This window comes from Streptomyces sp. NPDC041129, assembly GCF_055592265.1.
The window spans coordinates 225,542-248,905 of sequence record NZ_JBVIYV010000009.1 but is presented as its reverse complement, the minus strand read 5'-3'; the positions used below and the strand labels follow the sequence as shown (position 1 = coordinate 248,905).

The window sequence follows — 23,364 nt, the reverse complement described above, 5'->3', positions numbered from 1 at the left end:
GGCTGCCTAGCGTGCCAGTGACCGATCGGCCCTGCCTTCGTTCACCCGGACGAGCGATCAGGCACGGGAAAACGGATCAGAACCGAGGTGTTCGCCATGGAGGCCCCGCCGGACAACGACGTGCTCTGGGCACGCTCCCTGCACTTCAGGCACGAGGACGGCTCCCCCGGCCTCGCCGGGGTCTCGATCGGCGTGCGGGTGGGCGAGATCCTCGCCGTCGCCGGTCCGCGCGGCAGCGGCAAGACGACCCTGCTGCACTGCCTGTCCGGGCTCCTCCCGGTGCGCGCCGGCGAGGTCTGGTTCAACAGCTCGCCCGTGCACACCATGGGTCCGACGGCCCGCGAGCGGCTGCGCCGCGACCACTTCGGCTGGGTCGAACCGGCCCCGGTGCTGGTACCGGAGCTGAACGTCTGGGAGAACACCGCCCTGCCCCTGATGCTGCGCGGCATCGGCCGCCGGCGCGCCAAGGTGGCCGCGCTGGAGTGGCTGGAGCGCCTGGACGCCGGCGAGCACGCGCGCAGGCACCCGCGGGAGCTCCAGCAGGCCGAACGCCAGCGCGTGGCCATCGCCCGCGCGCTCGCGCCGGGGCCGACGGTCCTCTTCGCCGACGAGCCGACGGCCCCGCTGCACCGCGGTGACCGGGCGCATGTGCTGCGCACCCTCACCACGGCGGCCCGCTCGCACGGCATCACGGTCGTCCTGGCCACGCACGACGCCGAGACCGCCGCCCTCGCCGACCGCACCGTCTCCCTGCTGGACGGGCGGCGGGTGCGGACCGTGCCGCTGCCGGAGGCCGCGGAGACGGAAGGCCGTGCAGCGTGCTCGCTCTCCGTCTGACCCGCGCGGCCCGGCCCGCCGTACAGCTCCGCCGGCTGCTGGTGGCCGCGGCCTCGGCGGGCACGGGTTTCCTCCTGCTGTCCTCCCTCGGCTACGCGCTGGCCCACCCCACGGCACCGGGCGCGGCGGTGTCCCGGCTGGCCTGGTGCGCGGTCCCGCTCGCGGCCACGGTGTACTTCGCGCTCGCCGTGGCCCGCACGGATCCCGGCACCCGGCCGCGTCCGGGCCTGTCGGCCGTGGGTCTCGGCCCGGCGCGGCTGATGGCGGTCTCGGTCCTGACCACCGTGCTGTCCTGCGGCCTGGGTTCGCTGCTGGCCCTGCTGCTCTTCCTGCAACTGCGCGGCGACCTGGCGGGCACTCCGCTCGACGGCGCGGCGGCCCGGTTCCTGGCCGCGGACCGGTCGCTGCCGCTGCCCGCGGCGCTGACCCTGCTGACCCCGGTCCCGGCGCTCGCCGCCGCGACGGTCGCGGTCGCCCTGCGCCCCCGGGACCCGCGCCCGCCGGGCGGCACGACGCGCGCTTTCGGCCGCTTCGGCGCGTACGGCCACTCGGCGCCCCGGGAGACGTTCGGGGCGTACGGAAGGTTCGGGGCGCGGCTGCGCACACCAGCGGGGACGAAGCAGGGCGCCGCGCGGCCCCCGGCCGCGGGGGCCGCCACGACGGCGGTCAGCGAGCCCGAGCCGAACGGGGCCGAGGTGAACGGGACCGAGGTCCTGGACGCCGACGAAGCCGGCGCCCTCGGCCGCCGGCCCTCCCCGGCCGCCACTCCCGCCGGGCTCCCCTGGGGCATCTCGGCCGTCGCCGCCGGGCTCGCCGTACAGGCCTACGCGGGCCGGCCCGCGTCCACACCGGCCCTCACCCACCTGCCCGCCGGGGCCGTGGCCGTCCTGGCCGGCTGGGCCCTCACCGCCGCGGGACTCGTGCTCGCCGCCCCCGGCCTCACGCACCTCTGCGGACGCCTGCTGCAGTCCGCCCAACCCGGGGCGCTCCGGCTGCTGGCCGGCCGCGTGCTCATGGCGGAGGCCCCCCGGATCGGCCGGCCGCTCGGCGTGGCCTGCGCGGCCGCCTCGGCCACCTACGCCATGACCGTTCTGTACGGGGGCCCGGCCACGTCCCCCGGGCCGCTCACCGCGCTCGGCGCGCTCGTGGTCACCGGCTGCACCGTGGCGACCCTGCTGACGGCGGCCGTCGAGGCCCGTCAGTGCCGTGCCGAGACCACCGCCGCCCTGCTGCGGCTCGGCGCACCGGCGGGAATGCTGCGCACCGCCGCCGTCCTGCGCGCGGCCGCCCTGCTGGCGCTGTTCGGCCCGCTCACGTTGGTGCTCGCCCACCTCGCGGCGCAGGCGTCGGCCCGCTGAGACCCGGCAACCGGAGCCGGGCGGAAGAAAAAAAGTCGCCACCCGGCGATGAGTTTTCCCGTCGTCCGGTGTCCAACCCACGACAGCAGCGACCGCAGCCCAGGGAGGCACCTCGTGTACCAGCAGATGATCTTCGTGAACCTGGCCACCGACGACGTCGAGGCCTCGAAGAAGTTCTTCACCGAGCTCGGCTACTCGATCAACCCGCAGTTCAGCACCGACGACTGCGCCTGCGTGGTGATCAGCGACACGATCGTCGCGATGCTGCTGAGCAAGAAGCGCTACGCCGACTTCACCAAGAAGGAGATCGCGGACTCCACCAGGACCAGCGAGGTGCTGATCTGCCTGAGCGCGGAGAGCCGCGAGAAGGTGGACGAGCTGGTCGACAGGGCGATCGCGGCGGGCGGCTCGGCGAGCGGCGAGACCCAGGACCACGGCTTCATGTACGGCCGGTCCTTCGACGACCTCGACGGCCACTCCTGGGAGGTCGTGTGGATGGACCCGGCCGCGGTCCAGGGCTGACCCCTTCCGTCCGGGCACGCACACACGCACGCCTAGCATGGGCGGGTGGATCAGACACCCGCCCAGCCGAACCGAGCCGCCCACGACCGTGAGATCGAGTCCCTCGCCGAGTTCGACGAGGTGGTCACCGCGCACGGCTCACTGACCCAATTCCGTGTCCAGGCCGTCGATCTGACGGCCCGCACGAAAGAGCTGCTCACCCTCGACACCGCGGGCGCCGTCTTCCTCGGCTGCCCGATGGACCCCGAGGCCGCCACGCACGTCCGCTCGGCCGGCGCCCTGGTCTTCCCGCCGATACCGGGCCTCCCCTTCGATCCTTACCGCGGTTTCGCCTACACGCCCGACGAGTTGTTCGAGTCGCTCGACGACGGCTACGAGGCGACACCCGACGCGCGGGCCTACGCCTGGTTCCAGCGCACCAAGGCGGACGGCGACGTCTTCGCCTCGATGCTGCGCGCGATCCACGACGACTCGGTCTCCGACTCCCTGGACGAACTCCTCGCCGGTGCACGGGTGGTGGGCGTCATGGGCGGGCACGCGATGGCCCGCGGCACCGCCGAGTACGCGGGCGCGGCCCGGCTGGGCCGCGAGCTGGCCCGCGCCGGGTTCACGGTTGCCACGGGCGGCGGACCGGGCGCGATGGAGGCGGCGAACCTCGGCGCCTACGCCGCGCCCTTCGCCGACGCCATGCTCGAGGAGGCGCTCCCGCTCCTCGCCGAGGCGCCGTCCTTCCGGCCGTCGGTCACCGACTGGGCGCGGGCCGCCTTCGAGGTGCGCGAACGCTGGCCCGGCGGCGGGGAGTCGGTGGGCATCCCGACCTGGTTCTACGGCCACGAGCCGCCGAACGCCTTCGCCGCGCACATCGCGAAGTACTTCACCAACGCCATCCGCGAGGACGGCCTGCTGGCCCGCTCCACCGCCGGGGTGGTGTTCCTGCCGGGCGCGGCCGGGACCGTGCAGGAGATCTTCGACAACGCAACGCCGAACTACTACGAGTCCCGGGGTGAGCCCACGCCCATGGTGCTGGTGGACGAGGAGCACTGGACGCGGCGGCTGCCCGCGTGGCCGCTGCTGCGGTCGCTGGCCGAGGGTCGGGCGATGGAGTCCCGAATCAGCCTGGTTGACCGGATCGAGCAGGCTCCCGAGGCGCTGAAACGTCTCCGCAGGCAATAAGCGGGCAAAGTCAACGGGCGTCGCGGGCATATGCATTGACACTTCTTATGGAACGCTTATAGACCTGTGTGTCTCTTGGGGGCGCTGGGACCACATCTCATCCATGTGCCTCGACTCCCCCGTTACCCCCCGCAGTTATGCACTCTGTAAAGGACAAACGTGTCCATAACTCGCCTTAACGCACGTCGTTCCGTGCGCGTCCTGGGTGTCGCCTCCGCCTCCGCCGCGCTGGCGCTCGCTGTCGCCGGCTCCGCCTCGGCCTGCAACATCCGCGACTTCAAGGCCGTCGCCGGCTGCACCGGTGACAAGGGCCAGATCACCGTCACGGACACCGACGCCTCCGGCACCGTCGCCACCGTCACCGTCTTCGAGAAGACCGACGCCGGCGAGACGCAGGTCGGTGAGAAGGAGGTCAAGGGTTCGGGCGGCGCAGGCACCCCGGTCGTCTTCGACGTGGACTGGAAGGCCAGCACGACCTACCGCATCCACGTCAAGACCGACCGGTTCAACGTCGACGAGGACATCAACCCGGACCTGACGACCCCGGCCACGGCCTGCAAGAAGGAGGAGTCCTCCTCCCCGAGCGCCCCGGCCAGCCCGTCGTCGAAGCCGTCCCCGTCCGCCCCGGAGGAGTCCGCCACGCCGACTCCGTCGGAGTCGGAGAGCAGCACCGCCCCGGCGGGCACCTCGAGCAACGCGCCGTCCCCGGCGGCCGGTGACTCGGACCTCGCCGAGACCGGTGCCAACTCCAACACCGGCATGATCGCCGGTGTCGCCGGCGCGCTGGTCGTCGTCGGCGGTGGCGCGGTCTTCTTCGGCATGCGCCGTCGTGGGGCGAAGAACGGCGGCTGACGCCCGACTTCGCACACCCCTCGTGCAACACCGCGGCCCGTCCCCGTATCCCCGGGGGACGGGCCGCGGTCGTGTTCGGCCGAAGCCGGTCCGCTCGAGCCGGCACTCCAGCACCGCGTGCTCCCCCGGCACGCGACGCTCAGCCGAGCACGACGATTTCGTCGGCGTCGAACGCGAGCCCCACCTCGGCCCCCGGCTCGGGAGCGGCCCGGAGCGCGCAGGCCGCCTCCAGGGGCGGGCCGCCGTCCCGGGGCAGCAGCCGGACGGCCACATGGGTGCCCTTGAAGGTGCGGGCGGTCACCGCGCAGGGCAGACCCCCGTCCGGCGCCACGAGCCGCACACCGGCGGGCCGGACCAGCAGCGGGTGGTCGCCCTGGGGCGAGCCGTCGGGGACGGGCAGCTTGCCCCAGGGAGTGTCCGCTGCGCCGTCGGAGACGGTCGCGGACACCACGTTCTCGAAGCCGAGGAACCGGGCCACGAACTCGTCCACGGGCCGCTGCCAGACCTCCAGCGGGGTCCCGGACTGGGCGATCCGCCCGTCCCGCATCACCACCACCCGGTCGGCCAGCGCGAACGCCTCGCCCTGGTCGTGCGTCACGGCGAGCACGGTGGTACCCAACCGGCGGAACAGTTGCCGGAGTTCGACCACGAGCCGGTCCCGGAGCGAGCGGTCGAGCTGGCCCAGCGGCTCGTCCAGCATCAGCAGCCGGGGCCGCGGGGCGAGCGCCCGGGCCAGTGCCACCCGCTGCTGCTCGCCGCCGGACAGCCCGGCCACGGCCCGCCGGGCCGCCCCCGGGAGACCGACCAGCTCCAGCAACTCCCCCACCTCGGTGTCCCGTTGTCCCTGGCCCATCCCGTGCATCCGCAGCCCGAAGGCCACGTTGCCGCCGACGTCCCGCTGCGGGAAGAGCTGGTGGTCCTGGAACATCAGGCCGACACCACGCTTGTGCGCCGGCACGCCCGCCTGGTCCCGGCCGCCGAGCAGCACCCGGCCCGAGTCCAGCGGCTGCAGCCCGGCCACCGCCCTGAGCAGCGTCGACTTTCCGCTGCCGCTGGGCCCGAGCACACACACCACCTCGTGCTCGGCGACGTCGAGGCCGACCGCGTCGAGCACGGGCCGTCCGCCCAGGCGCACGGTCGCGGCCTCGAGGCTCAGCAGCATCAGAACTCCCCCGTCCGGTCCGTGCGCAGCCGCTCCAGGACCAGCAGCGCGGCGGCGCACACCACCATCAGAATCGTGGACAGGGCCATCGCCTGCCCGTAGTTGAGCTCCCCGGGCCGGCTCAGCAGCCGGGCCACGGCGACCGGAAGCGTCGGGTTGTCGGGCCGCGCGATGAACACGGTCGCCCCGAACTCCCCCAGGGACACCGCGAAGGCGAACCCGGCCGCGATCAGCAGCGCCCGCCGCACCAGCGGCAGGTCGACCTCCCGCCACACCCGCCAGGGCGAGGCGCCGAGCACGGCCGCCGCCTCCCGCAGCCGCCCGTCCACCGCCCGCAGCACGGGCAGCATGGTCCGCACCACGAAGGGGGCGCCGACCAGCGCCTGGGCGAGCGGGACGAGGATCCAGGACTGCCTGAGGTCCAGCGGCGGCCGGTCCAGGGCGATCAGGAAGCCGAAGCCGACGGTGACGGCGGAGACGCCGAGCGGCAGCATCAGCAGCGCGTCGAAGCCGCGCACCAGCCGTCCCGCGTCCCGGCGGGCCAGCGCGGCGGCGGCGAGACCCCCGACGACCAGGGCGATGGCGGTGGCGGCGACGGCGTACTCCAGGGAGGTCCACACGGCGTGCAGCGGCGCCACCAGGAAGGTACCGCCGTCCGCGTCCGTCAGCGCCCGGTAGTAGCCGAGGCCGGGCGCGTCCAGGGAGCGCTGCACAAGGACGGCGAGCGGCAGCACGAGCAGCAGCACGACGGTGAGCAGGACTCCGGCGAGCAATGCCCACTGCCCGGCGCCGCGCGGCCGGCGGGAAGTCACCTTCGGGTCGACCAGACGCAGGGCGCTCTCGCGCCGCCGTACCGTCCACGCGTGCACGGCGAGGATCGCGCCCACCGCGACGAACTGGACGAGAGTCAGGACGGCCGCCGTGGAGAGGTCGAAGACCTCCGAGGTCTGCCGGTAGATCTCCACTTCCAGGGTGGAGAACGTGGGGCCGCCCAGGATCTGCACCATGCCGAAGGAGGTGAAGGTGAACAGGAAGACCATCAGCGCGGCCGCCGCCACGGCGGGCGCCAGGGCGGGCAGCGTGACCTTCCGCCACGCCGTCAGCGGTGAGGCGCCCAGCATCCGCGCGGCCTGCTCCTGCCGGGGGTCGAGCTGGGCCCACAGCCCGCCGACGGTCCGTACGACGACCGCGTAGTTGAAGAAGACGTGCGCCAGCAGGATCGCCCACACCGTGGTGTCCAGCCGTACTCCCCACAGGTCGTCGAGCAGCCCGCCGCGTCCGACCAGCGCCAGGAACGCCGTGCCCACGACGACGGTCGGCAGCACGAACGGCACCGTGACGACCGCCCGCAGCAGCTGTTTGCCCGGGAAGTCGAGGCGCGCGAAGACATGGGCGGCGGGCAGCGCGAGCAGCAGGGTGAGCGCGGTGGAGGCGAGCGCCTGCCAGGTGGTGAACCACAGCACGTGCCGGATGTCCGGCTGGGTGACGACGTCCGCCATCCGTCCGAACTGCCAGACGCCGTCCGCCTTCAGCCCGCGCGACACGATCGCGGCGACGGGCCAGGCGAAGAACACGGCGAAGAACGCGACGGGCAGGGCCAGCAGCCCCAGCCGCGCCGCGCTCCCGCGCGCGGTGCCCTCGCGGGCCGCTACCTCAGTACGAGCGACGTCCACGACTTGACCCAGCTGTCACGGTTGGCGGCGATGGTGCCGGGGGCCATGGTCTCGGGGTCCTTGGCCTGCGGGCCGTACTTCGTGAAGTCCGCCGGCACCGCGGCGCCCTCGCGCACCGGGTAGACGAACATGTTGAGCGGCATGTCCTCCTGGAACTCCCTGGTGAGCAGGAAGTCGAGGAACGCCTTGCCGCCCTTGGTGTTCTTGGCGTTGCTCAACAGGCCCGCGTACTCGGTCTGCCGGAAGCAGGTGCCCTGGGACACCCCGGTGGGGGCGGTGCCGGGCCGCTTCTTGGCGTAGATGACCTCGGCGGGCGGCGAGGAGGCGTACGACACCACCAGCGGCCGGTCGCCGCCGGCCTTCCTGCCCTCCGACGACCCGGAGAACTCCTGGTAGTAGGCCTGCTCCCAGCCGTCGACGACCTTGACGCCGTTGTTCTTGAGCTTCTTCCAGTAGTCCTGCCAGCCGTCACCGAACTTCGCGGCGCTGCCCAGCAGGAAGCCGAGGCCCGGCGAGGAGGTGCCGGCGTTCTCGGTGACGAGGAGGTTCTTGTACGCGGGCTTGGCGAGGTCGGCGAAGGACTGCGGCGGGGTCAGCTTGTGCTCGCTGAACCAGGCCTTGTCGTAGTTGACGCAGATGTCGCCGGTGTCGACGGGCGTGACGCGGTGCTCGTCCTGGTCGACGCGGTACTGGGGCAGCACCTGGCCGGAGCCCTTCGCCTCGTAGGACTGGAACAGCCCGTTGTCCAGGGCGCGGGAGAGCAGGGTGTTGTCGACGCCGAAGAACACGTCGCCCTGCGGGTTGTCCTTGGTCAGCAGCGCCTTGTTGACGGCCTGCCCGGCGTCGCCGCTCTTGAGGACCTTGACCTTGTACCCGGACTTCCTCTCGAAGTCCTTCATGACGCTCTTCGAGACGAGCCACGAGTCGTGGCTGACGAGGGTCACGGTCCTGGAGTCCGCGGCGGAGCCCTTGGCGTCGCCCGAACCGCATCCGGTCAGCGCGGACAGGGCGACGAGACCGAGCCCGGCGGCCACGGCCACGAGGGTCTTGTTGTGCACTGGATGTCCTCCTGGGGTTGGCCAGGAAGAGACGCGGCCCTGCCCGGGCTCCGCGAGGGATTCCCGGGCAGGGCGCAACAGCTTGAGTGATGACCGAACTTCCTACCCAGAATGACCTGGGCGAGGTTCAGAGGGTCTGCGGCCCGGTTGCCGCACTCTCAGCGCTGTGGCGCTCCCCTGTCGGAATATGAAGATGTGTTGACGTGGCCAGATTATCGCTCGGTCGCCGCGAGCTGACCACAGGCCCCGTCGATCTCCTGCCCCCGGGTGTCCCGGATGGTGACCGGTACACCATGGGCCGCGATGGCCTCCACGAACGCCTTCTCGTCCTCGGGCCGCGAGGCGGTCCACTTCGAGCCGGGCGTCGGGTTCAGCGGGATGAGGTTGACGTGCACGGGCTTGCCCCTGAGCAGCCGGCCGAGCCGGTCACCGCGCCAGGCCTGGTCGTTGATGTCCCGGATCAGCGCGTACTCGATGGACAGCCGGCGCCCGGACTTCGCGGCGTACTCGAACCCGGCGTCCAGCACCTCGCGCACCTTCCACCGCGTGTTCACCGGGACGAGGGTGTCGCGCAGCTCGTCGTCGGGCGCGTGCAGGGAGATCGCGAGCCGGCACTTGAAGCCCTCGTCGGAGAACCGGTGGATGGCCGGGACCAGCCCGACCGTCGACACGGTGATGCCGCGCTGCGAGAGGCCGAGCCCGTCGGGAGCGGGGTCGGTCAGCGCCCGAACGGCACCCACGACCCGCTTGTAGTTGGCGAGCGGCTCCCCCATGCCCATGAAGACGATGTTGGACAACCGCGCGGGCCCGCCCGGCACCTCTCCGTCCCGCAGCGCCCGCATCCCGTCCACGATCTGGTGCACGATCTCCGCGGTGGACAGGTTCCGGTCGAGACCGGCCTGCCCGGTCGCGCAGAACGGGCAGTTCATCCCGCACCCGGCCTGCGAGCTGATGCACATGGTGACCCGGTCCGGGTACCGCATCAGCACGGACTCCACGAGCGTGCCGTCGAACAGCCGCCACAGCGTCTTGCGGGTCGTCCCCTGGTCGGTCGACAGATGCCGCACGACGGTCATCAGCTCGGGCAGCAGCGCTTCCCGCAGTCTGCCGCGCGCGGCGGCGGGGATGTCGGTCCACTCCGCCGGGTCGTGCGCGTACCGCGCGAAGTAGTGCTGCGACAGCTGCTTGGCACGGAACGGCTTCTCACCGATCTCGGCCACGGCTTCCTTGCGCTCGGCGGGCGTGAGATCGGCGAGATGCCGCGGCGGCTTCTTGGCTCCGCGGGGGGCGACGAAAGTGAGTTCTCCGGGATTAGGCATGGCTCTACCAGTGTCGCAGATCCAAACGGACGACCTGCAGCTGTGGGGCGCTACGACTGTCCAGTCGTCACCGGTCGGTGTCGAGCAGCCTCGGACGGCCCAGAGAGGGCAAGTTCGTTCACCGGGCCGTGCGGCCTGCTCCGCACTCATGACGCTGACGGTTCCCGGTGTCCCTGTGGCTGTTCCAGTCCGATGCCGTCCGGGGGCGTTGATGTCATCCGCTGATGTCACTCCGCGGAGCGTCGACGCGTTGCCAGTCGACGCAGCCTACGGCGGCGCTGTCCCCCTGCACGCTGCTGAGCTCTCACGATGGCGACTGTCTGCGGATCGCTGATCAAGTCGTAGTCGTGCATCAGGAGCGCGTCTACTGATCACCGGTCCCGCTGACCAGCGGGCCTGAAGAAGCCCACGGCTCTGGCCAGCTCGGATGCCGTGGGCTTTCCGCGCGGGCCCGTCACTCAGGGACTCCACCGGTACGACGCTGCCCCGCGGAGCGGCGGAAGGCTTGGAGGACCGCCCTCGCGACCTTCGGCTTTGCTCCTGTCCTCGGCCTCCCGGTACTGGCCGCCTTCGGCAAGCTCTGAGCGCGGCGTCACGGGTCCGCCCCCGCCGAGGACGAAGAGAAAGTGCCCGATGCTTTGCCTCCCTTGCGAGCCTCTGCATAGCCACGTCGGGTTCGTACAACAGCTTGTATCTCGCTGCAAGACCGCAAAAGGGTCGACGCAACTCACATCTCTCTGAGGTTCGGCCGTTCTGCGGCGTACCACTGACACCTACATGGGAAGCATGCTGCGAATCGGCCGAAACATCCACCCTAGATGGCTCGATTGACACCGCCCGTAAAGCAGGATATGTCCCAGCATTCTTGAAGAATTCCAAGATGCAGAGCGTCTCAACTCCTGCTTTGACTCGCCCAGGCAGGAAGGTTGACTAAACCTCGAACAAGCCAAGGTAAGGGAGGTGCTCGTGCACAACGTGCGCAAACTGTTTGTCGCCTTAGCCGTCGCATCCCTGACGTTGATCGGCTTCATCAACTCACCGGCTCACGCAGCACAGCCGACAGTAGCTGTTCAAGCAATCAATGCCGAACACGTTGCGCATCCGACCGCGACGGGCAAGTGGAGGATTCGGGTCTCATTCTTTGGGCGGCAAGGCGAAGACACTCCCTTGCGGCAGGGCGACTCGACTTTCGGCTATGTCCACATACAGGACAGGCATCCGATCAATGACACGTCCTTGAACTGGTTCATCGACAAGACGCTGGAGTCCGGGAATTCCGGCCGACCGCAAGACGGCAAAGTGACCGCCAGGTACAACACCGGCTCTGGGACGTTCCGGGTAGTCTTTACCGAACGAGAGGACAGCCGGTCCGGGGATGGGCGCCCTGTAGGCATCATCACTGCCTTCATGGAGTGATCTTCGAAAGGAGGCGGAAGATTGGCAGATCAGGAACCGTACGGCGGACTGTCACCGCAAGAATGGCTCGCCAGATTCCAGGGTTCCGCGGAAGATAAGGTCCGTAGCCAACTTGCTTCCGAAGAGGACGCTGGGACACTTCGCAACCTAGTCCCTGAGCATCGCGAGGATGGTGTTTGGGTAATCGCTACTTTCACGATGGACTCCGTCCCCTTGGTCACCTTCATCCGCAGCCAGCGGGTAATTCCTGACTTGAGTTCGGAGTGGGACCCAGAGTTTGCGGCCATGCTGTTTGAAACTCACTTGATCGAGTGGTTTCACGTGGACGCCAAACGTATAGCACCAGCTTCCGACGGCACGGTCCGAAACTAGCTCACCGTGAATCCGGCACTACATCACCACAGGCGCCACTCATCTGCACAGGGTGAATGGCGCGCGCGTACGCGGTCGGTGGAGCGGCTTTGGGCGGGAGCTGATTTGACGCGAGTGGCCCATTCCGCTAGCCAGCGGATCGGGCGGGTTTGTAAGACCGCTGGTACAAGACCGAGATCGGGCCGGGCGGCAAGCCCGTCAGGGTCAAGACCGAGCGTTACGGCACCGGCATGCGCTACCGCGCTCGGTACATCGGGCCGGACGGTACCGAGAAGTCCAAGAGCTTCCCAGACCGACAAAAGCGCCTCGCTGAGCAGTGGCTGACCGACGTCGCGTCGGACATGTCGCGCGGGCAGTACATCGACCCGCGCGGCGGCTCGGGTCACGTTCAAGGGCTACGCGGAGAAGTGGCTCAAGACGCACGGCATCGACCCGGCGAGTCAGGTCGTGGTCGAGCAGCGGTTGCGTCTGCACGCGTTCCGGCTGATCGGTTCCCGGCCACTGGATTCGTTCCGCCCGGAGCACATCCGCGGCTTGGTGAGCGCGCTGGAGAACGACCCGGCAGTCAGCGGCGGCTATGCGCGGAACATCTACGGCGACGTGCGAGCCGTGCTCAGTGCGGCCGTTGACGACGGGCTCTTGCCCCGTAACCCGTGCTCCGCGAAGTCCGTCCGCCCTCCGGCCGTCGAGCAGCGACGCGTGGTGCCGTGGCTGCCTGCCGAGGTTCGCGCGGTCCGTGCGGCACTCCCCCAGCGCTATCGGCCCATGGTCGATGTGGGCGCCGGATGCGGGCTTCGTCAGGGTGAGATCGTCGGGCTCGCTTAGGACGCGGTCGTTGCCCTGGCGCAAGCCGGACGGCCCGAGCATGGTGGTACCAGTGTCGCAGATCCAATCGGGTGACCCGCGGCGTCGCTCGTCAGGACCGGCGTCGCCGGCGGCAGTCTCCCGTAGTACGGCGGACGCGACGAGGTGAGGCGTCGGGCGGTCGTGCGGCCGGCGGGCCGCTCCCGTGTCGCCCTCATCGACCCCTGCGGGCGTCCGTTACGCTCTCTTCGCCCACGAAGATCCCGATCCTCACGGAGGGCAGGACGGCGGAGATCAACCGAGAGCGCTTCGTCAGAACGCTGACGTTCTGGCTGCGGCCCGTGTTCGCGTTGCGGGTCATCAACCGGTTCCAGAAGATCGTGGGTTTCGACCGCTCGATGGCCCTCGCATCCAGCGCCCTGACAGCGCTGGTGCCGGTCTCCATCCTCCTCGGCGCCGTCTTCGGGCAGTACGACGCCGCGGAGCGGATCATCCAGCGCTACAACCTCACCGGTGCGGGCGCCGACGCGGTCAGGTCACTGTTCTCCCCCGCCGAGGGGACCAGCTCCGGTGTGGGCATCTTCGGCGTCGTGTTCCTGACGATCTCGATGCTGAGTTTCACGCGAGCGGCGCAGCGGCTCTTCGAGCAGGCTTGGGAACTCAAGCCTCTCAGTGTGCGGAACACACGGAACGGTATGTGGTGGATCCTCACTCTCGGCGGCTACGCGACGGTCATCACGTTGCTCTCCGCGCTCCTCGGCGGGCACGGGCTGGGTCTGGTCGCCCTGATCTGTGAGGTACCGGTGACCGCCGTGTTCCTCGTCCGGACCGGCCGGCTCCTGTCGGCGAAGCGGATCGGCTGGACGGACCTGATTCCCTTCGCCGTCACCGGCGCCGCCCTGACCGCGGCGTACTCGGTGGGCGCGACCGTCTACATGCCGCGTCTTTTCAACTCCTCCGCCGCACGCTACGGGGTGGTCGGTGCGGTCTTCGCGATGATCTCCGCCCTGTTCGCGGCCATGCTCGTCCTGGTCGCCTCGGCGGCACTGGGACGAGAGGTACGCGACGAACTCGGCCGGATCCGCGTGGGCCACCGCCCGTCCGACCGTGAGGTCCGCCGGCAGTGGGACAAGGTGGTCGAGCAGACACGGTCGCGGTGGCGCACGGTTCGGGGCCAGGTCTCCCGTCGTCAGGGCTCGGACCGCTGACGGTCAGGCCCGGGCGCGCCGGCCTTGGAGGTCTCCGGCGTCATCGGCCACGCCGAGGCCGGCCGGGCTCCGGGCAGGGAGCGCGGTCGGGCACCGCATGGTTCACGGGGTGTGTCCGAAGCCGCTCGAGTGGATGACGCGGCCGTGACGGCGGTGTCCGTGGCGGTGCAGGGCGACGAGGGCGGCGTCGTCGTTGAGGCGTCCGCGGGTGTGCGAGAGCAGATCGCGGTGGATGTGGTGGAGCAGCGATTCGGGGCCGCTCCTGGTCCACTGGGCGACGCGTGTCTCCAGGGGGTAGAAGCGGCCGTCGCGGTCGCGGGCTTCGACGACGCCGTCCGTGTAGAGAAGGAGGGTGTCGCCCGGCTCGAAGGAAGCGGCGTCGATGGCGTACGCCTCCGGTCCCGTTTCCGTGGTCCCCAGGGGTGGTGCGGGGTGCAGGCTGGGAACCGTGAGGGCGCTGTTCGGACTGAGCAGCAGCGGGGGAGGGTGGCCGCAACTGATCATCCGGATGACGTGGTCGTCGTCGGGGAGTTCCAGTAGCAGCATGGTCGCGAAACGCTCGCCGGCCTCCGCGGTCGGCTCGAAGTCGGCCAGGTACCGGGTCACGCTGTGATCCAGCGTGGTGGCCAGGTCGGGAAGGGTCGCGTGCCGGTGGGCGGCCTCGCGGAAGGCGCCGAGGAGGAGGGCCGCCTCACCGATGGCTGACAGCCCCTTGCCCCGGACGTCCCCGATCATGATGCGCACACCGCCGGTGATGCGGGTGGCCGCGTACAGGTCTCCGCCGATCTTCGCCTCGTCCTCGGCGGCCAGGTACAGGCAGGCGATCTGCAGCGGGCCCATGCGCTCCGGCAGCGGCCACAGCAGGCCGTGCTGCGCGGCCTCGGCGACCGACCGCACCTGGGCGAGCTGGCGCTGGCGTCGCTCACGCACCAGGCAGAAGACCACGCTCAGCGCCGAGAGCACCGCCAGGGCGAGGATCTGGACCAGCACGTTGCGCGAGAAGAGCACGCCGAAGTGCCAGCCGATGTACGCCTGTGCCGCCACCGCCAGGGTGCCGATCACGCCGGTGAGCCACGCGCCCGTGAAGGAGGCGGTGATCGCGGGGGCGATCACGAGCAGCGGGCCGAGATGGATGTCCTCCGGGACCAGCTGGTCGACAGCCGTGATCACCACGATGAGGACGATCGGGATCAGCAGCAACGCGTGACTCGACCGCCGGAGCTGCCACATACCGGCTGAGCCGTCCTCAGCTTTCACATCTCCCACATTGCCATCGTCGGGGACGCCCGACGAGCAGACGCCCCGGCGCCCGGGGCCCACCGGCCGCCGGCCGGGGGTGTCGGCGACGGGACACGACGCATCAGGGCCGCGTCGCCGCGACCTTGACGCCGAAGCCGCTCAGGACGACGCCGGTGAGCTGCTCCCCGGCCCGCCGCACGGCGGGCGGGAGAAGGCGGCGCCCTACCGCACCCGCCCAGATCCACGCCCCTCCCCACCTGTGAAGTTCTGCTGGTGAACGGTCGGGTTTCCTGGTCGGGTCTTGCCGGGCCGGGCGCGCTGCCGTAGCAAGGGGCTCCATGAACCTTTTCGGCCGCAGCCCTTTCCAGCGGCGTCTGGAGGCGCCCGCCTCCCCCGCCGCGCAGACCGCCCCGGCGTACGGCGCCACCGCTGTCCTGCCCGATCCCGGTCTGGCGTCCCTCACCGGGGAGTGGTCGATCGACCCCGCGCACAGCAGGATCGGGTTCTCCGTGCGGCACGCGATGGTGACCACGGTGCGCGGTGCCTTCGCGGAGTACGAGAGCCGGCTCTACTTCGACGCCCGCGACCCGGCCCGGTCCCGCGCCGACATCGTGATGTACACGGCGAGCGTGGACACCGGGGTGGACCAGCGCGACGCCCATCTGGTGGGCCGCGAGTTCCTGGACGCGGCGACGTACCCGCGGATGACCTTCACGAGCAACACGGTGCGGCTCGCCGGCGAGGACGTCTACCGGATGACCGGCGACCTGACCATCAAGAACGTCAGCCGCCCCGTCGACCTGGAACTGACCTACATCGGTCATGTGACGGACCCGTTCGGCTATGAGCGGGTCGGCTTCGACGGCACCACGACCATCAACCGGTGCGACTGGGGTCTGACCTACGACGCCAGGCTCGCCCAGGGCGGGGCCATGGTGAGCGAGAAGGTCCGCCTCCAGTTCGACATCGCCGCCATCCGCACCGCCTCCTGAGTCGAGCGCATACGACGACGGGCCCCACCCAGTGACCAGGGTGGGGCCCGTCGTCGTATGCGCTCCGGGCGGCTCAGGCGGAGCCGACGAACAGCACCAGCAGGAGCCAGACGACCGGCGCCGTCGGCAGCAGCGAGTCCAGGCGGTCCATGATGCCGCCGTGACCGGGAAGCAGGGTGCCCATGTCCTTGATGCCCAGGTCACGCTTGATCATGGATTCGCCGAGGTCCCCGAGGGTGGCGCTGGCGGCGACGGCGAGACCGAGGAGGAGGCCCTGCCACCAGCGGCCGTCGTCGATCAGGAAGTGCATGCACAGCGCGCCCGCGACCATGGCGAACACCACCGCGCCGAGCAGACCCTCACGGGTCTTGCCGGGGCTGATGCGCGGGGCGAGCTTGTTCTTGCCGAAGCGCCAGCCGACGGCATACGCGCCGGTGTCGCTGACGACAGTCAGGAGCAGGAAGGTCAGCACCCGCCAGGGGCCGTCGTCGGCGGTGAGCATCATCGCGACGAACGTGGCCAGGAACGGCACGTAGAACGCCGCGAAGACACCGGCGGTGACGTCCTTGAGGTAGCCCTCCGGCGGTTCCGTCATGCGCCAGACCAGGACCGCGAGCGCGGTCAGCGCCATCGCGACCCAGGCGCCCTCGGCGCCGCGGACGTACCCGGCGACCACCATCGCCGCACCGCCCACCGCGAGCGGCACCAACGGCGCCCCGATGTCCTTGCGCTCCCGCAGCCTGCTGGTCAGCTCCCACAGCCCGACGACCACCGCGACCGCGATGACACCCACGAAGACGGCCTTGACGACGAACAGGGACGCGATGATCAGCACACCGAGCCCGACACCGACGCCTATGGCGGCGCTCAGGTCGCGGCCCGCGCTCTTCTTCTGCGGCGCGGGCGCCGGCTGCGGGGCGTCGGGCATGGGCTCCGGATTCTGCGTCTCGTTGCGGAACAAGGGGCCGCTCAGCCGAGCGGCCCCCCGGTCGTCGTCCTGGTCTCCGCCATGCGCGGGTAGGTCGGGCACGATGGGCATGGGGCGAGTCTGCTGCGCCTCAGGCGCATCGTACGCGGGACCCGCCGGGGCAACCCCCTGGACAGGCCCACCCTCGGTGGGCCCCCAGTAACCGGTCTGCCCCGCCGTTGGCGGCGCCCCCCAGGAAGAGTGGCTCATCAGACTTCGAGCAGCTCCGCTTCCTTGTGCTTCAGCAGCTCGTCCACCTGTGCGACGTACTTCGCCGTGGTGTCGTCGAGCTCCTTCTCCGCACGGCGGCCCTCGTCCTCACCGACCTCGCCGTCCTTGATCAGCTTGTCGATGGCGTCCTTGGCCTTGCGGCGCACCGAGCGGATCGACACTCGGGCGTCCTCCGCCTTGCCCTTGGCGACCTTGATGTAGTCGCGGCGGCGCTCCTCGGTGAGCTCGGGGAACACCACGCGGATGATATTGCCGTCGTTGCTCGGGTTGACGCCCAGGTCGGAGTCCCGGATCGCCTGCTCGATGTTGCGCAGCGCGCTCTTGTCGAACGGGGTCACGACCGCCATGCGCGGCTCCGGCACGGAGAACGAAGCCAGCTGGTTGATCGGCGTCGGCGCGCCGTAGTAGTCGGCCACGATCTTGTTGAACATCGCCGGGTGCGCACGGCCGGTGCGGATCGCGGCGAAGTCCTCCTTGGCGACCACGACGGCCTTCTCCATCTTCTCCTCGGCCTCGAGGAGGGTCTCTTCGATCACCACTTGCTCCTGCGTGTCTTGAGTGAGGCCCGGCTGCGGTTCCTCTGTCGGGCGGCGGCCGGCTGCGTCGCGTCTTCTTCCTGCACGGTTCCCGACCGGCAGGACATTGTCCATCCCCCGGCCAGGGCGCGTCCCGTCCGTCCCCCGGACAGGCGTCGTACCCCGGGCGCCCGGGGTGTGCCGGTCAGTCCCGGCTGCCCTGGTCACCCACCAGCGTGCCGATCTTCTCACCCTTGACGGCCCGGGCGATATTGCCCTCGGCGAGCAGCTCGAACACGAGGATCGGCAGGCTGTTGTCACGGCACAGGGTGATGGCGGTGGCGTCGGCGACCTTGAGGTCCCGGGTGATGACCTCGCCGTAGCCGAGGGCGTCGAACTTGACGGCGTCGGGGTTGGTCTTGGGGTCGGAGTCGTAGACGCCGTCCACGCCGTTCTTGCCCATGAGCAGCGCCTCGGCGTCGATCTCCAGGGCGCGCTGGGCGGCGGTGGTGTCGGTGGAGAAGTACGGCATGCCCATTCCGGCACCGAAGATGACCACGCGGCCCTTCTCCAGGTGACGCACGGCGCGCAGCGGGATGTACGGCTCGGCGACCTGTCCCATGGTGATGGCGGTCTGCACCCGGCTGTCGATGCCCTCCTTCTCCAGGAAGTCCTGGAGGGCGAGGCAGTTCATCACGGTGCCGAGCATGCCCATGTAGTCGGAGCGGGCGCGGTCCATGCCGCGCTGCTGGAGTTCGGCACCGCGGAAGAAGTTGCCGCCGCCGATGACGACCGCGACCTCCGCGCCGTCCCGGACGACGGCCGCGATCTCGCGGGCGATCTTGTGCACCACGTCCGGGTCCACGCCCAGGCCCCCGCCACCGGAGAAGGCCTCTCCGGACAGCTTCAGCAGAAACCGGCCGTGTACTTTGCCGTCGTCGCTCTTCTGGGCCTTGGTGGTCATGGAGATCCCGCCTCTTTCACGTGTTGCACATACGAAGAAGGCCATTGCCGGTTGGGGTCGCTTTTCGCTCCCATGCGCGGCAATGGCCTCCTCGTCAGATCTGCTGCCGTCCGCCACATGCCCGGGTGTGGCGGTGTGCGCGGACGACTGCTGTCGACCCTATAGGGGTCGCGCGTCGATCGCGGTACGGACTCAGATGCCGACCTTGATGCGCGTGAAGCGCTTCAGGGTGACACCGGCCTCGTCCAGTACCTTCTGGACCGACTTCTTGTTGTCCAGCGCGTACGGCTGGCCGAGCAGCGTGGCGTCCTTGAAGAAGCCGTTGACGCGACCCTCGACGATCTTGGCGATCGCGGCCTCGGGCTTGCCCTCGGCGCGGGTCGTCTCCTCGGCGATACGACGCTCGGACTCGACGACGTCCGCCGGCACGTCCTCCTTGGCGAGGTACTTCGGCGCGAAGGCGGCGATGTGCTGGGCGATGCCCTTGGCGACCTCGGCGTTCGGCTTGTCCAGCTCGACGAGGACACCGATCTGCGGGGGCAGGTCGGGCATGGTGCGGTGCATGTACGCGGTGACGTAGCCGTCGGAGAACTGCGCGAAGCGGTCCAGGACGATCTTCTCGCCGAGGTTGGCGTTGGCCTCGTCCACGAACGCCTGGACGGTCTTGCCGGCCTCGATCTCGGAGGCGAGCAGGGCCTCGATGTCGGCCGGGGAGGTCTTCGCGACGTGCTCGGCGATGGTCCGGGCCGCGGCCTGGAACTTGTCGCCCTTGGCCACGAAGTCCGTCTCGCACTTCAGCTCGACGATGACGCCGGAGGAGTTGTCGTCGGCGATGATGGAGACCACGGCGCCGTTCTCGGCGGAGCGGCCCTCGCGCTTGGCGACGCCCTTCTGGCCCTTGATGCGCAGCGCCTCGACAGCCTTGTCGACGTCGCCCTCGGCCTCGTCCAGCGCCTTCTTGCAGTCCATCATGCCGGCGCCGGTCAGCTCACGGAGCTTCTTGACGTCGGCGGCGGTGTAGTTCGCCATGAGTCTGTGAGTCTTTCTCGAAGTCTTCGGAGATCGGAGATGAGCACGGTCCGTGTCCACTTGTAGCCGTGGATCACGGACGGCGTGCCGACCTACGGGTGAACAGTGGGGGCGGACCTATCGCGCCGGAGCACGATGAATCCGTACCGCCCCCACTGTCGACGCTGACGTCAGGCCTGCTCGCCCTCGGCGGCCGGAGCGGCCTCGGCGGCGGGAGCCTCGGCCGGCTTCTCGGCCTCGGCGGCGGGGGCCTCGGCCGGCTTCTCGGCCTCGGCGGCGGGGGCCTCGGCCGGCTTCTCGGCCTCGGCGGCCGGAGCGGCCTCGTCGGCCTTCTTCTCGCCCTCGAGCAGGTCACGCTCCCACTCGGCGAGCGGCTCGCCCGCGGCCTTCTCGCCCTTGTCGCCGGTGGCGACGCGGGAGCGGGAGATGAGGCCCTCGGCGACCGCGTCGGCGATCACGCGGGTGAGCAGGGTGACGGAGCGGATCGCGTCGTCGTTGCCCGGGATCTTGTAGTCGACCTCGTCGGGGTCGCAGTTGGTGTCGAGGATCGCGACGACCGGGATGTTCAGCTTCCGGGCCTCACCAACGGCGATGTGCTCCTTCTTGGTGTCCACGATCCAGACGGCGCTGGGAACCTTGGACATCTCGCGGATACCGCCGAGGGTCTTCTCCAGCTTGGCCTTCTCGCGCGAGAGCACGAGAAGCTCCTTCTTGGTGAGACCGGAGGCCGCGACGTCCTCGAAGTCGATCTGCTCGAGCTCCTTGAGGCGCTGCAGACGCTTGTAGACGGTCGAGAAGTTGGTGAGCATGCCGCCCAGCCAGCGCTGGTTGACGAAGGGCATGCCGACGCGGGTGGCCTGCTCCGCGATGGCCTCCTGCGCCTGCTTCTTCGTGCCGACGAACATGACCGTGCCGCCGTGGGCGACGGTCTCCTTGACGAACTCGTAGGCGCGGTCGATGTACGACAGCGACTGGAGCAGGTCGATGATGTAGATGCCGTTGCGCTCGGTGAAGATGAAGCGCTTCATCTTCGGGTTCCAGCGACGGGTCTGGTGACCGAAGTGGACGCCGCTCTCCAGCAGCTCCCGCATCGTGACGACGGCCATGGCCGTATCTCCTTGAATTTCTCGGTTGTGCCGCGACAGCCGGTCGGCCGTCGCGCCTGACGCCCACGTTGCGCCGGTGCCACGAAGGACCGAGAGGCGCTGATACGGACCGTCCGACGGACACCGTCCGACGAGACCCGTACCGGGGCGTGCGAAGTCGACCCGGTGACCCGGATCGCCAGAGAAAGTGTACGGGACCGCCGGGGCACCGGGTGACGCCGCTGTCCACAACCGGGGGGTTGTCCACAGATCCCGGCCATGAGCACGCGGGATCACGCGGGTGCGGGAGGGTTCCGGCATGCGACGAGTGATGCGGCATTCGGGTGGGTGGGCGGGCTTGGTGCTCGGTCTCGCGGCACTCGTGCCTGCCTCCCTGGCCTCCGCGGGCACCCCGGCACCGGCCCCCTCACCGCCCTCGCGGGCACCGGTCCCGGCCATCGCCCGCGCCTGGCCCGTGGGGGTCCGGCCGGTGGTGGTACGGGGCTGGGAACCACCGGCGACGGTGTACGGCCCCGGGCACCGGGGTGTGGACCTGGGCGCGCCGGCCGGTGCCCCGGTACGGGCCGTGGCACCCGGCCGGGTGTCCTTCGCTGGGCGGGTCGCGGGGCGGGGCGTGGTGTCGGTGGAACTGGCGGGGACCGATCTGCGCACCACGTACGAGCCGGTGACCCCGTCGGTGCGGCAGGGGGACGAGGTGGGCGCGGGTGACGTGGTCGGCACTGTGACGGCCGCGACCTCGCACTGCCCCGCCACCTGCGTGCACTGGGGCCTGCTGATGGGCGAAACCTACGTGAACCCCCTGACCCTGCTCCCGCCGTGGCTACTGCCCCGAGGGCCGTCCCGACTGCTCCCGGTACTGAGGGTGCCGGCTTAGCGCCGGAGCAGCGGTCGCGGGCACCCGAGCCCGCGAAGCCGCGGGCATGCGTGCCGCCTGCGGCGGCACAGGTGGGCGCGGCCCAGAAGCGCGGGGCAACCCGAACCCCGGCCGGCCCCGCCGCGGCGCCCTCAGCCCTGAACCCCCCGCAGAGCCATCCGCACAGCGGCGTCCGTGATCCGAGCCGGCTCCTCCGCCGCACCCAGCTCGATCCGCCGCACGGCCGCGTCCACGACCCCCTGCAGCAGCATCGCCGCCAGCCGGGGCTGCTCGTGCCCCATCTCCGCCAGCGCCTCGACGACCATCGCCACCAGCCCGCCGTGAGCCGCACGGATCTTCTCGCGCGCCCCCGCGTCCAGCTCACTCGCCGAGATCGCCACGACGGCCCGGTGCCGCCGGTCCCCGACCAGCGCGAGCTGCTGCCGCACGTACGCCTCGACCTTGCCCTCGGGTGTCGCCGCGCGCTCCATCGCCGCCGCGACCTCCGCCGCCCAGACGGGGAAGTCGACCTCGCACAGCTCCTCGACCACGGCGGCGCGCGAGCGGAAGTACTCGTACACGGACGACCGCGCCAGGCCCGTCCGTTCGGCCAGCGCGGGAAAGGTCAGCGCGTCGGTCCCGCCGTCGGACAGCAGGGACCGAGCCGCGTCCAGCAGGGCGGCTCGCTGCATCGACCGGTGCTCGGCCACGGAGGCCGCTCGAATCCTTGGCACGTCGACCACTTTACGGACGCGCCCCCGCGAACGGGAGCGACTCAGCGTCCGAAGCCCGCCAGCTTCGCCCTCAGCTGCAGCACCGACTTGGTGTGGATCTGGCTGACCCGGCTCTCGGTGACCCCCAGCACATTGCCGATCTCGGCGAGGGTGAGCCCCTCGTAGTAGTAGAGCGTGACGACGGTCTTCTCCCGCTCCGGCAGGGTGTTGATCGCGCGGGCGAGGAACCGCCGCAGTTCCCTGTCCTCGGCGACCTCCACCGGGTTGTCGGCGGCGGTGTCCTCGAGCGTGTCCATGAGGCTGAGCCGGTCGCCGCCGTCGCCGACGTGCAGCAGCTCCTCCAGCGCGACCACGTTGGCCAGCGACAACTGGCTGAACACGGCGTGCAGCTCGTCCACCTCGATGTCCAGCTCGGCGGCGACCTCCCCCTCCGTCGGGGTCCGCCGCAGCCGGGCCTCCAGGGTGGCGTAGGCCCGTTCGACGTTGCGCGCCTTCTGCCGGACGGACCGGGGGATCCAGTCCAGCGCCCGCAGCTCGTCGATCATTGCGCCCCGGATCCGGGTGATCGCGTACGTCTCGAACTTGATCTCCCGGTCGATGTCGAACTTCTCGATGGCGTCGATCAGTCCGAACACCCCCGAGGAGACGAAGTCGGCCTGCTCCACATTGGGCGGCAGACCGACGCTGACCCGGCCCGCCACGTACTTGACCAGCGGCGAGTAGTGCAGGATCAGTTGCTCCCGCAGCCGGTCGTCCCCCGTCGCCTTGTACGACCGCCACAGTTCGTCGAGCGTCGAGGGAGCGGGCGGCCGCACGCTGCCACCGTCGCGGGCGGCTGGTGGGACCGCCGCCCGGTCGGAGCCGGAGGTGTGCTGGGGCATTCGTCGCCTTGTGCCGTTCTGCCGTGAAGTGCCGTGATCTGCCGTGAGGTGCTGGGAGGTGGGCCGGTGAGCGGAAGTGGTGCGCGGGGAGTCACCGTG

General features: G+C 70.4%; 21 protein-coding genes and 1 pseudogene. 10 read left to right on the top strand and 12 right to left on the bottom strand.

Annotated features, from left to right (window positions below; genetic code table 11):
• The first annotated feature begins 96 nt into the window (after nucleotides 1–96).
• The 5 genes from ACZ6B1_RS26855 (at nucleotide 97) to ACZ6B1_RS26835 (ending at nucleotide 4,742) form a co-directional block, all read left to right on the top strand.
• Nucleotides 97–837 (top strand): ABC transporter ATP-binding protein, encoded by a 741-nt coding sequence (locus ACZ6B1_RS26855; RefSeq protein ID WP_468782418.1) that lies wholly within the window; start codon nucleotides 97–99, stop codon nucleotides 835–837.
• Entirely contained in the window at nucleotides 819–2,195 is a 1,377-nt protein-coding gene (locus ACZ6B1_RS26850) for a hypothetical protein (RefSeq protein ID WP_468782416.1), read from the top strand. The genes ACZ6B1_RS26855 and ACZ6B1_RS26850 overlap by 19 nt, the downstream gene beginning before the upstream one ends.
• Nucleotides 2,196–2,309: 114 nt before the next feature.
• Nucleotides 2,310–2,717, top strand: a complete 408-nt coding sequence (locus ACZ6B1_RS26845) for a VOC family protein (RefSeq protein WP_468782414.1) — start codon at nucleotides 2,310–2,312, stop codon at nucleotides 2,715–2,717.
• 45 nt (nucleotides 2,718–2,762) lie between these two features.
• Nucleotides 2,763–3,890: an LOG family protein gene (locus tag ACZ6B1_RS26840; RefSeq protein ID WP_468782412.1), complete on the top strand. Its 1,128-nt coding sequence runs from the start codon at nucleotides 2,763–2,765 to the stop codon at nucleotides 3,888–3,890.
• A gap of 159 nt (nucleotides 3,891–4,049) precedes the next feature.
• A complete protein-coding gene (locus tag ACZ6B1_RS26835) occupies nucleotides 4,050–4,742 on the top strand; it encodes an LAETG motif-containing sortase-dependent surface protein (protein ID WP_468782410.1) in 693 nt (230 codons plus the stop codon).
• Nucleotides 4,743–4,881: 139 nt separating this feature from the next.
• Here ACZ6B1_RS26835 and ACZ6B1_RS26830 read toward each other — a convergent pair whose 3' ends face one another.
• The 4 genes from ACZ6B1_RS26830 to rlmN form a co-directional block, all read right to left on the bottom strand.
• Nucleotides 4,882–5,904: an ABC transporter ATP-binding protein gene (locus ACZ6B1_RS26830; RefSeq protein WP_468782408.1), complete on the bottom strand. Its 1,023-nt coding sequence runs from the start codon at nucleotides 5,902–5,904 to the stop codon at nucleotides 4,882–4,884.
• On the bottom strand, nucleotides 5,904–7,505 hold the full coding sequence (locus ACZ6B1_RS26825) for an ABC transporter permease (RefSeq protein WP_468782589.1): 1,602 nt from the start codon (nucleotides 7,503–7,505) through the stop codon (nucleotides 5,904–5,906). Before ACZ6B1_RS26825 ends, ACZ6B1_RS26830 begins: the two co-directional genes overlap by 1 nt.
• Nucleotides 7,506–7,552: 47 nt before the next feature.
• Nucleotides 7,553–8,635 carry a thiamine ABC transporter substrate-binding protein gene (locus tag ACZ6B1_RS26820; protein ID WP_468782406.1) on the bottom strand — a complete coding sequence of 361 codons (1,083 nt, stop codon included), beginning with the start codon at nucleotides 8,633–8,635 and terminating at the stop codon, nucleotides 7,553–7,555.
• Between the two features lie 212 nt (nucleotides 8,636–8,847).
• Nucleotides 8,848–9,954, bottom strand: coding sequence for a dual-specificity RNA methyltransferase RlmN (gene rlmN / locus ACZ6B1_RS26815; RefSeq protein ID WP_468782404.1), 1,107 nt, complete (start codon nucleotides 9,952–9,954; stop codon nucleotides 8,848–8,850).
• Nucleotides 9,955–10,920: 966 nt separating this feature from the next.
• On the opposite strand from rlmN, the gene ACZ6B1_RS26810 reads away from it, so the two are divergent.
• The 3 genes and pseudogenes from ACZ6B1_RS26810 to ACZ6B1_RS26800 all read left to right on the top strand — a co-directional run bounded on the left by ACZ6B1_RS26810 (nucleotide 10,921) and on the right by ACZ6B1_RS26800 (nucleotide 13,754).
• Nucleotides 10,921–11,370, top strand: a complete 450-nt coding sequence (locus tag ACZ6B1_RS26810) for a hypothetical protein (RefSeq protein ID WP_468782402.1) — start codon at nucleotides 10,921–10,923, stop codon at nucleotides 11,368–11,370.
• Between the two features lie 548 nt (nucleotides 11,371–11,918).
• Nucleotides 11,919–12,564: pseudogene (locus tag ACZ6B1_RS26805) on the top strand (site-specific integrase); the annotation flags it as partial.
• Nucleotides 12,565–12,887: 323 nt separating this feature from the next.
• Nucleotides 12,888–13,754, top strand: coding sequence for a hypothetical protein (locus ACZ6B1_RS26800; protein ID WP_468782400.1), 867 nt, complete (start codon nucleotides 12,888–12,890; stop codon nucleotides 13,752–13,754).
• A gap of 102 nt (nucleotides 13,755–13,856) precedes the next feature.
• Here the strand turns inward: ACZ6B1_RS26800 and ACZ6B1_RS26795 are convergent, their stop codons facing one another.
• Complete coding sequence (locus ACZ6B1_RS26795; RefSeq protein ID WP_468782398.1) at nucleotides 13,857–14,984, bottom strand: PP2C family protein-serine/threonine phosphatase; 1,128 nt, start codon at nucleotides 14,982–14,984, stop codon at nucleotides 13,857–13,859.
• A gap of 347 nt (nucleotides 14,985–15,331) precedes the next feature.
• On the opposite strand from ACZ6B1_RS26795, the gene ACZ6B1_RS26790 reads away from it, so the two are divergent.
• A complete protein-coding gene (locus ACZ6B1_RS26790) occupies nucleotides 15,332–15,985 on the top strand; it encodes a YceI family protein (RefSeq protein ID WP_468782396.1) in 654 nt (217 codons plus the stop codon).
• A 73-nt stretch (nucleotides 15,986–16,058) separates the two neighbouring features.
• Here the strand turns inward: ACZ6B1_RS26790 and ACZ6B1_RS26785 are convergent, their stop codons facing one another.
• The 5 genes from ACZ6B1_RS26785 to rpsB form a co-directional block, all read right to left on the bottom strand.
• Nucleotides 16,059–17,162, bottom strand: coding sequence for a phosphatidate cytidylyltransferase (locus ACZ6B1_RS26785; protein ID WP_468782394.1), 1,104 nt, complete (start codon nucleotides 17,160–17,162; stop codon nucleotides 16,059–16,061).
• Nucleotides 17,162–17,719 (bottom strand): ribosome recycling factor, encoded by a 558-nt coding sequence (gene frr / locus ACZ6B1_RS26780; RefSeq protein ID WP_067041614.1) that lies wholly within the window; start codon nucleotides 17,717–17,719, stop codon nucleotides 17,162–17,164. Before frr ends, ACZ6B1_RS26785 begins: the two co-directional genes overlap by 1 nt.
• Before the next feature lie 184 nt (nucleotides 17,720–17,903).
• Nucleotides 17,904–18,662 carry a UMP kinase gene (pyrH, locus tag ACZ6B1_RS26775; RefSeq protein WP_468782391.1) on the bottom strand — a complete coding sequence of 253 codons (759 nt, stop codon included), beginning with the start codon at nucleotides 18,660–18,662 and terminating at the stop codon, nucleotides 17,904–17,906.
• A gap of 192 nt (nucleotides 18,663–18,854) precedes the next feature.
• Nucleotides 18,855–19,691 (bottom strand): translation elongation factor Ts, encoded by an 837-nt coding sequence (gene tsf, locus ACZ6B1_RS26770; protein ID WP_468782389.1) that lies wholly within the window; start codon nucleotides 19,689–19,691, stop codon nucleotides 18,855–18,857.
• Between the two features lie 170 nt (nucleotides 19,692–19,861).
• A complete protein-coding gene (gene rpsB / locus ACZ6B1_RS26765) occupies nucleotides 19,862–20,797 on the bottom strand; it encodes a 30S ribosomal protein S2 (RefSeq protein WP_468782387.1) in 936 nt (311 codons plus the stop codon).
• A gap of 310 nt (nucleotides 20,798–21,107) precedes the next feature.
• On the opposite strand from rpsB, the gene ACZ6B1_RS26760 reads away from it, so the two are divergent.
• Complete coding sequence (locus tag ACZ6B1_RS26760; RefSeq protein WP_468782588.1) at nucleotides 21,108–21,671, top strand: peptidoglycan DD-metalloendopeptidase family protein; 564 nt, start codon at nucleotides 21,108–21,110, stop codon at nucleotides 21,669–21,671.
• Nucleotides 21,672–21,802: 131 nt separating this feature from the next.
• On the opposite strand, the gene ACZ6B1_RS26755 is transcribed toward ACZ6B1_RS26760, so the two are convergent.
• Nucleotides 21,803–22,360 carry a TetR/AcrR family transcriptional regulator gene (locus ACZ6B1_RS26755; RefSeq protein ID WP_468782586.1) on the bottom strand — a complete coding sequence of 186 codons (558 nt, stop codon included), beginning with the start codon at nucleotides 22,358–22,360 and terminating at the stop codon, nucleotides 21,803–21,805.
• A gap of 65 nt (nucleotides 22,361–22,425) precedes the next feature.
• Nucleotides 22,426–23,265: an RNA polymerase sigma factor WhiG gene (gene whiG / locus ACZ6B1_RS26750; RefSeq protein ID WP_468782385.1), complete on the bottom strand. Its 840-nt coding sequence runs from the start codon at nucleotides 23,263–23,265 to the stop codon at nucleotides 22,426–22,428.
• Nucleotides 23,266–23,364 lie beyond the last annotated feature (99 nt).

What these genes read in the sequence shown, in the direction of transcription:
- ACZ6B1_RS26855 (WP_468782418.1), top strand. Translation starts at nt 97, where the DNA reads ATGGAGGCCCCGCCGGACAACGACGTGCTCTGGGCACGCTCCCTGCAC.
- ACZ6B1_RS26830 (WP_468782408.1), bottom strand. Translation starts at nt 5,904, where the DNA reads ATGCTGCTGAGCCTCGAGGCCGCGACCGTGCGCCTGGGCGGACGGCCC.
- rlmN (WP_468782404.1), bottom strand. Translation starts at nt 9,954, where the DNA reads ATGCCTAATCCCGGAGAACTCACTTTCGTCGCCCCCCGCGGAGCCAAG.
- ACZ6B1_RS26795 (WP_468782398.1), bottom strand. Translation starts at nt 14,984, where the DNA reads ATGTGGCAGCTCCGGCGGTCGAGTCACGCGTTGCTGCTGATCCCGATC.
- ACZ6B1_RS26790 (WP_468782396.1), top strand. Translation starts at nt 15,332, where the DNA reads ATGAACCTTTTCGGCCGCAGCCCTTTCCAGCGGCGTCTGGAGGCGCCC.
- ACZ6B1_RS26785 (WP_468782394.1), bottom strand. Translation starts at nt 17,162, where the DNA reads ATGAGCCACTCTTCCTGGGGGGCGCCGCCAACGGCGGGGCAGACCGGT.
- pyrH (WP_468782391.1), bottom strand. Translation starts at nt 18,662, where the DNA reads ATGACCACCAAGGCCCAGAAGAGCGACGACGGCAAAGTACACGGCCGG.
- tsf (WP_468782389.1), bottom strand. Translation starts at nt 19,691, where the DNA reads ATGGCGAACTACACCGCCGCCGACGTCAAGAAGCTCCGTGAGCTGACC.
- rpsB (WP_468782387.1), bottom strand. Translation starts at nt 20,797, where the DNA reads ATGGCCGTCGTCACGATGCGGGAGCTGCTGGAGAGCGGCGTCCACTTC.
- ACZ6B1_RS26760 (WP_468782588.1), top strand. Translation starts at nt 21,108, where the DNA reads ATGCGGCATTCGGGTGGGTGGGCGGGCTTGGTGCTCGGTCTCGCGGCA.
- whiG (WP_468782385.1), bottom strand. Translation starts at nt 23,265, where the DNA reads ATGCCCCAGCACACCTCCGGCTCCGACCGGGCGGCGGTCCCACCAGCC.